The organism is Holdemanella porci (assembly GCF_009696075.1).
Lineage (GTDB): Bacteria > Bacillota_I > Bacilli_A > Erysipelotrichales > Erysipelotrichaceae > Holdemanella > Holdemanella porci.
On sequence record NZ_VUMR01000078.1, the window covers coordinates 1 to 7,119 of the forward strand.

Annotated in this window: 5 protein-coding genes and 1 pseudogene; 3 read left to right on the forward strand and 3 right to left on the reverse strand. The window is 35.5% G+C overall.

The window, feature by feature from the left end:
* Positions 1-196 precede the first annotated feature (196 nt).
* Positions 197-1,810, forward strand: a complete 1,614-nt coding sequence (locus FYJ55_RS09970; protein WP_154556698.1) for a CTP synthase — start codon at positions 197-199, stop codon at positions 1,808-1,810.
* 13 nt (positions 1,811-1,823) lie between these two features.
* On the opposite strand, the gene FYJ55_RS11185 is transcribed toward FYJ55_RS09970, so the two are convergent.
* Together FYJ55_RS11185 and FYJ55_RS11190 are read right to left on the reverse strand one after the other, a co-directional pair.
* Positions 1,824-2,255, reverse strand: coding sequence for a hypothetical protein (locus FYJ55_RS11185; protein ID WP_229771156.1), 432 nt, complete (start codon positions 2,253-2,255; stop codon positions 1,824-1,826).
* Positions 2,252-2,769, reverse strand: a pseudogene (locus FYJ55_RS11190) (PD-(D/E)XK nuclease family transposase). Before FYJ55_RS11190 ends, FYJ55_RS11185 begins: the two are co-directional and overlap by 4 nt.
* Before the next feature lie 138 nt (positions 2,770-2,907).
* Between FYJ55_RS11190 and FYJ55_RS09980 the strand changes: the two are divergent.
* Together FYJ55_RS09980 and FYJ55_RS09985 are read left to right on the forward strand one after the other, a co-directional pair.
* Positions 2,908-4,995 (forward strand): glutamine synthetase III family protein, encoded by a 2,088-nt coding sequence (locus FYJ55_RS09980; protein WP_154556699.1) that lies wholly within the window; start codon positions 2,908-2,910, stop codon positions 4,993-4,995.
* 97 nt (positions 4,996-5,092) lie between these two features.
* Positions 5,093-6,262: a metal-dependent hydrolase family protein gene (locus tag FYJ55_RS09985; RefSeq protein WP_154556700.1), complete on the forward strand. Its 1,170-nt coding sequence runs from the start codon at positions 5,093-5,095 to the stop codon at positions 6,260-6,262.
* A gap of 467 nt (positions 6,263-6,729) precedes the next feature.
* Here the strand turns inward: FYJ55_RS09985 and FYJ55_RS09990 are convergent, their stop codons facing one another.
* On the reverse strand, positions 6,730-6,990 hold the full coding sequence (locus FYJ55_RS09990; protein ID WP_154556701.1) for a hypothetical protein: 261 nt from the start codon (positions 6,988-6,990) through the stop codon (positions 6,730-6,732).
* Positions 6,991-7,119: the final 129 nt, after the last annotated feature.

The following is a 7,119-nucleotide window of genomic DNA, read 5'->3' on the forward strand; positions in this document are numbered from 1 at the left end:
ACGTACTACTTAGATTGAAAAACATCTATAAAATCACTCGCTTAAAGGATTTGAAAAACGAGTGGTTATTCGTGTAAGTGATAAAAAGAAGAATTATAGCAAAGTCACCAAATTGCTAGTTAAGCCTTTTATTTACATCTTTTTTTCATAGGTGTAAAATTCACGAGTTAAAAGAAAAAAAGTAGAGGTGAAACAAATGAGTACAAAGTACATTTTCGTAACAGGAGGTGTTGTTTCTGGCCTGGGTAAAGGTATCAGTGCAGCCAGTCTTGGGCGCCTTTTAAAGTCCCGTGGCTACAAGGTAACAAGTCAAAAGCTCGATCCCTACATCAATGTGGATCCTGGAACAATGTCTCCTTTCCAACATGGTGAAGTATATGTCACAGATGATGGATTAGAAGCCGACCTGGATCTAGGTCATTATGAGCGTTTTATTGATGAAAACCTCCATACGTATTCCAACCTTACCACTGGACGTGTCTATTGGAATGTCATTAATAAGGAGCGTGATGGAAAATATCTTGGTGAAACCGTTCAAGTTATTCCTCATATTACCAATGAAATCAAGAGTTTCGTAATTCGTGCAGGAGAACATGCGGCTGCCGATGTCGTAATTACCGAGATTGGTGGTACGACTGGTGACATTGAAAGCTTACCATTTCTAGAATCCATTCGTCAGGTTGCCTTAGAGGTTGGTCGTAAAAACTGTCTATTCATCCATGTTACTTACATCCCTTATATTTCGGGTTCACAGGAATATAAATCAAAACCCACTCAACATTCCGTAAAAGAATTACAATCTTATGGTATCAATCCAGATATCATTGTAGCACGTTGTGATGAAACGATTCCTCAGTCTGTATTAGACAAAATTTCATTATTTTGTAATGTTGAAAAACGTTGTGTCATCCAAAACAAGACTCTTCCTTCTCTATATGAAGTACCATTTATGTTAGAAGAACAAAATCTTGCAGATATTGTCTGTGAAAAGACAGGCCTTGAAATACGTAAGCCAGATTTAAGCGAATGGCAACAAGTTGTCGCTAACATTAAAGCAAGCACCAAACCTGTAAATATTGCCTTAGTTGGTAAATACGTTGCCTTACACGATGCCTATTTATCTGTCAGTGAAGCCTTGTATCATGGTGGTTTTGAAAATCATGCCAAAGTCAATATTCAATGGATTGATTCGGAAGGTTTAGAAAATGCCAACTTAGATGAAGTTTTTAAAGATACAGATGGAATCATCTTGCCAGGTGGTTTTGGCAATCGTGGTATTGAAGGTATGATCCGTGTAGCCACTTACGCAAGACAAAAACAAATTCCTTATTTAGGTATCTGTTTAGGTATGCAGATTGCAGCCATTGCCTTTGCCCGCAGTGCATTAGGTTTAAAGGATGCCAACTCTTTTGAATTTGATCCACAAAGTAAACATACAATCATTGATTTCATGGAAGATCAAAGTAATGATATTCGTAAAGGTGGAACCATGCGTTTAGGATCTTATCCATGTTCATTAAGAGCCGATACAAATATTTGGTCTTGCTACAAAAAAGATATGATTGATGAAAGACATCGTCATCGTTATGAATTCAACAATGAATATCGTTCTGAATTTGAACGTAACGATATGATGATTGTCGGAACAAGTCCGGATAAACAATTGGTTGAAGCTATTGAGTATAAGAATCACCCATTCTACATTGGTGTACAATATCATCCTGAATTTAAATCTAGACCCAACCGTCCACACCCATTATTTGTGGGTTTAGTTAAGGCGAGTCTAGAAAACAAAGAAAGTCACAAATAGTGACTTTTCTTTTTTATATATACTTTTCAATTTCATCCACTGATACATTCAATATGGAAGCTACAGACTTTATATCCATTGTGCTAGAAAGGCGAAGTATCATATTCTTAATCTGTTTTTCTGCAGCATCCGCTCTTTTTGTTTCAAGTTCAGTTTGTTTAGTTGCATCTTCTACTTGTTTATTGGCTCTTTCTACTTTCTTATCAGCTTCTTGTTTTAATTTATTCACTTCCAGCATTGCCATTTTTGCTTCTTCTTTTGCTTTATGAGCCTCTTCAACCTCAAGTTGTTGTTCCATTCGTTCTTCATTTTCATGTAGTTTTTGAAAATCTTCTATTATTTTTTTCCAACCCTCATCCGGTAAGGTTTCTACACGCTTCTCTATCATCATTTTAATTTTACTATCTTCGATTCCTTTGTAACAATTCAAAAAGTAATAAATCATTTTTCCTGTTCATTCATATTACTCAGCGGTTTCTTTAAATCTACTTTTGACATTTTCACTGTAATTAACTTCATACGATCCTGACTTTCTTCTACAAAAGATAAGCCATCCTCATTTTTCAATGTGAATGTGTTACACATTCTATTATTATCAATTAGATTCACATTAAAAAATACTAAGACGATTGTTTCCTTTAACTCTCCATAATATTTTCCTTCCAATTCTTGAGAACCATGAAGTCTAGCTAAATGATAACTAATGCGAATTGGTAAATTATCTTTGGTTTGTCTTAACTGCATTTTTAAATCCACCGTTATTTGATTATCTAATTCAACCTTGAATTCTTCATTTTACTATAGTCTTTTACCATTTCTGAATTTTTAACAACCACATGATGGACTTTCCTTTCTAAAAATACCGTAAGTATTAATTTTAAGGCATCATTAGCCTCTTTACAATCTTTACCAAACACATACTTAAAGGCGAAATCATTTAATAAATTTGCGCTACGCATGAGCACCTCTTTTCTAGTAGAGATTTTCTACATACTCATATACGTAAAAAAAGGAGTTTTTTTGAAAAAAAAGAAAAATTTCTCAAAACATTTATGAAAATAATGATATTATATACGCGACAGGAGGACACTAGAAAAATGAAAATTGTCGATGAATATTTTGGATGTGACGTATTCAGTACATCTGCTATGCAAAGATACTTGCCTCATGCCGTCTACAAACAAATGATGGATGTAATGGAAAAAGGAAAGGAACTTCCTAAAGAGATCGCAGATGTAGTCGCAAACGCCATGAAAGACTGGGCTATGGATAAGGGTGCAACTCACTATACGCACTGGTTCCAACCAATGACAGGTATTACAGCTGAAAAGCATGATGCGTTTATCAATCCAACAGGGCCAACATCTGTTATTTCAGATTTTAGAGGAAAAGAATTAATCAAAGGTGAACCCGATGCCTCAAGTTTTCCAAGTGGAGGATTGCGTGCCACTTTCGAAGCCAGAGGATATACCGCATGGGATCCAACTTCTCTAGCTTTTGTCAAAGAAAAGACTTTATATATTCCAACCTTATTCTGCTCTTACGATGGTAGTGCTTTGGATAAGAAAACACCATTATTGAGAAGTAACGACGCCTTAAACAAAGCTGCTGTTCGTTTATTGAACATTATGGGTTACAACATTCATAAAATCAAAACAACGGTAGGTCCAGAACAAGAATATTTCTTGATTGATGAAGACATGTTCAAAGAACGTCTAGACTTATTAGTAACAGGAAGAACATTATTTGGTGCGGCTCCCGTAAAAGGTCAAGAATTAGATGATCACTACTTTGGTAGTTTGTCTGAACGAGTAAAAGCTTATATGGAAGAAGTCGATGAAGAACTTTGGAAACTAGGTGTTTATGCCAAGACCGAACACAAAGAAGTAGCTCCATGTCAGTTTGAATTGGCACCTGTATTTACATCAACAAATATTGCGAATGACCAAAACCAATTGACTATGGAAGTTCTACAAAAAGTAGCTTCTCACCATGGATTGGTATGTTTACTACATGAAAAACCATTTGATGGTGTCAATGGTAGTGGTAAACACAACAACTGGTCTTTCTGTACAGAAGAAGGAGATAACATTTTAGAACCTGGTGATTCTCCAAAAGACAATATTCGTTTCTTAACCGTTCTAGCTGCCATCATCAAAGGTGTAGACGAATACCAGGATTTATTAAGAATCTCTGTTGCCAGTGCTGGAAATGACCACCGTTTAGGTGCAGATGAAGCTCCACCCGCTATTATCTCCATCTATTTAGGTGAAGAACTAACTGCCATTCTTGAAGCCATTGAAGCTGGAAATGAATATGTAGATACAATCGATCGTAAATTGGAACTTGGCGTTTCTACCCTTCCTCCAATCGCAAAAGATTCTACTGACCGTAACCGTACTTCTCCATTCGCATTTACTGGTAATAAATTCGAATTCAGAATGCTTGGATCCAACTTAAACATTTCTTGTCCAAACACTATTTTAAATACAATCGTAGCCGAAGAATTAACACAATTTGCGGATGAATTGGAATGTGTTAAACAAGAAGATATGACAAAAGCCTTGATTGCGTTGATTCAAAAGACATTAAAGAATCATAAGCGTATCATTTTCTCTGGAAATGGATATTCCGATGAATGGAAAAAGGAAGCACAAAAACGTGGCTTATTAGAGCTTAAGACAACAGCGGATGCACTTCCTCACTATACAGATCCAAAGAACCTACAATTATTTGAAAAACACAATGTATATTCAGCTAGTGAATTGCATGCTCGTGAAAGTATCCTACTCACAAACTACTACCAAGTGGTTCAAATTGAAGCTAAGACAATGGCTTATATGTTAAGAAAACAAATCTTACCAGCTATCTTTAGTTATGAAGCTAAATTGGCTCAAATCATTCAAACAAAGAAATCAAGTGGAATTGATGCTCCATTAGAAGTTAAAATCTTAAAAAACATCAATACGCCTTTAGAATTAGTATCCAATCACTTAGATACATTAGAAGCTTTGATCAACAAAGAAACTACAACAGAAAAACAAGCGGCTCGTTTTGCGGCCGATGAATTACTTCCATTAATGGAAACGATTCGTAAATTAACGGATGTGATTGAAACCAATGTTTCTAAAGAGGACTGGCCTTTACCAGACTATAACGACATTTTATTTAAATCTATGTTGTAGGGAATCCAAGGATTCCCTCTTTTCTTGCATTTATTTTCTGAAATCACTTGCATATTTCTCTTTCAAGGTTCAAAATCACTTAAAAAGGAGTTTAATTATGAGTAAATTAGTTGTACACGCAAAAATGATGATTGATGGTGTAAGTGATACACCAAAGAAAGATCAATTGATTTCAATTGAAGATGGAAAAATTGTTTCCATTGATGAATATCATGAAACAAATGAAGAAGTCATTCATGCCAACGTCGTTGCCCCTGGCTTTTTTAACTGCCACGTTCACATTATGGAACCGGTTGGTTTTGGTGCAAATAAAGAATTTACCTTGATGGAAAAAGCTTTCTATGCCCAAAAACACTGCAAAGAATATCTAGAATCAGGCGTTACTTTTATTCGTGTTGTGGGTACGGAAGAAAACTATGACCTTCAAATTAAAGAAGCTATTGAAAATCATGTGATTGAAGGACCTCATATGTATTGTGCAGGTAAAGTCATTTGTATGACAGGCGGTCATGGCTGGCAAGAAGGCATTGAAGCCGATGGAAAAGATACATGTTTAAAAGCCGTTCGTACTCAGCTAAGAAGTGGCGTAGACTTAATTAAAATAATGGCGACAGGCGGTGTTATGACCAAAGGGGTTGAACCTGGTAATGCTCAGTTTACTGTAGATGAAATGAAGGTCATGATTGAAGAAGCCCATAAAGCAGGAAGAAAAACAGCTACACATGCCCAAGGCTTACAAGGTATTAAAAATGCATTATATGCAGGTATTGATTCTATAGAACATGGTTGTTTTTTAGATGATGAATGTCTGGAACGTATGAAAGAACAAAACACATTCTTGGTTCCTACCCTTTGTGCTCCCCAATGCATTATTGATAAGGGTGTAGAAAAAGGGGTAGCTAAGTATGCCGTAGACAAGACGTTAAAAGTCAAGGATGCCCATGTTGAAAGTGTTAAGAAAGCTTATGAAAAAGGCATTCAGATTGCCTTAGGTACAGATGCAGGAACGCCATTTAATTACCATTCTAACACAGCTTATGAAATGGAGCTTTTGGCTCGACTTGATATTTCAAACATGGATATCTTAAAAATGGCGACAATCAATTCCGCAAGATGTGTTGGAGTTGAAAAGGACTATGGTTCGATTGAAGTTGGTAAACAGGCTGATTTAGTTTGTCTAAATGAAAATCCATTAGAGAACATTTCAAACGTAAGAAAAATTAATAAAGTCATTCAATCTGGTAAGATTGTGGTAGACAACGATTAAAACTATAGGAAAAAGGTAGAAATCAAGTTTTAAGATTTCTACCTTTTCATTTTGACGGATATCGCTGCAGTGTCATGCCTGTTAAATATGGCATTGACATTTTATATAGCTTTTTCGAATAATTCTTTTGTTTTCGGATGGAATTGTTCTAATTTTGGAAAAATGTAATCAAATGTTCAGTCATACGACATGATTCAATACATTCAAGAATGCGTTCCATTTTTAGAAAATCAAATGCATCTTCACTCTTTTTAAAACAATCAAATAATACATGAACATCTTATCCGTATCATCATACCCATTATAGAAAATAGACAAATAGCTTACTGGTTTTAAAACACAGGAGCCATCCATTCATAATCTTGACGCGTATTTTCGATCACATCCATATGTGGAATTGAATCATAATACAATATAACTTCTCCATAAGTATCATCTGGCATCAAATAATCAAATGTATAGTATGTCTAGAAATTAAATAATGGATTGGTTTGCAAATTTCTAAGATCCAAGCCATACTTTTGTGCTTGCCTTTGAACAACCATGGGATCAATAGTCCCACAACTGCGAATAAATCCAATTAAACAAAGTAAAGGTTCATCTTGTTTTTCTTTTTGATTGAAATCCTCAAGTTTTAAAGCCTCTGTAACACTTTCCTTCAGTTCATCTGGAATTTTATTTTCAAATAATAAATATTTTCGATAAAGCGCCATCTTTTCAAATGGCATACTGTCAACTACCCACTACCTAAAGGTGGTGGGCTTGTAACTGCCCAGTCGTACTAACGACTTACGTCTCCGACCTTTAACCCCATTAGATATTGCTATCTAAAGTGGCGTTACATCATAGGGTGGTTG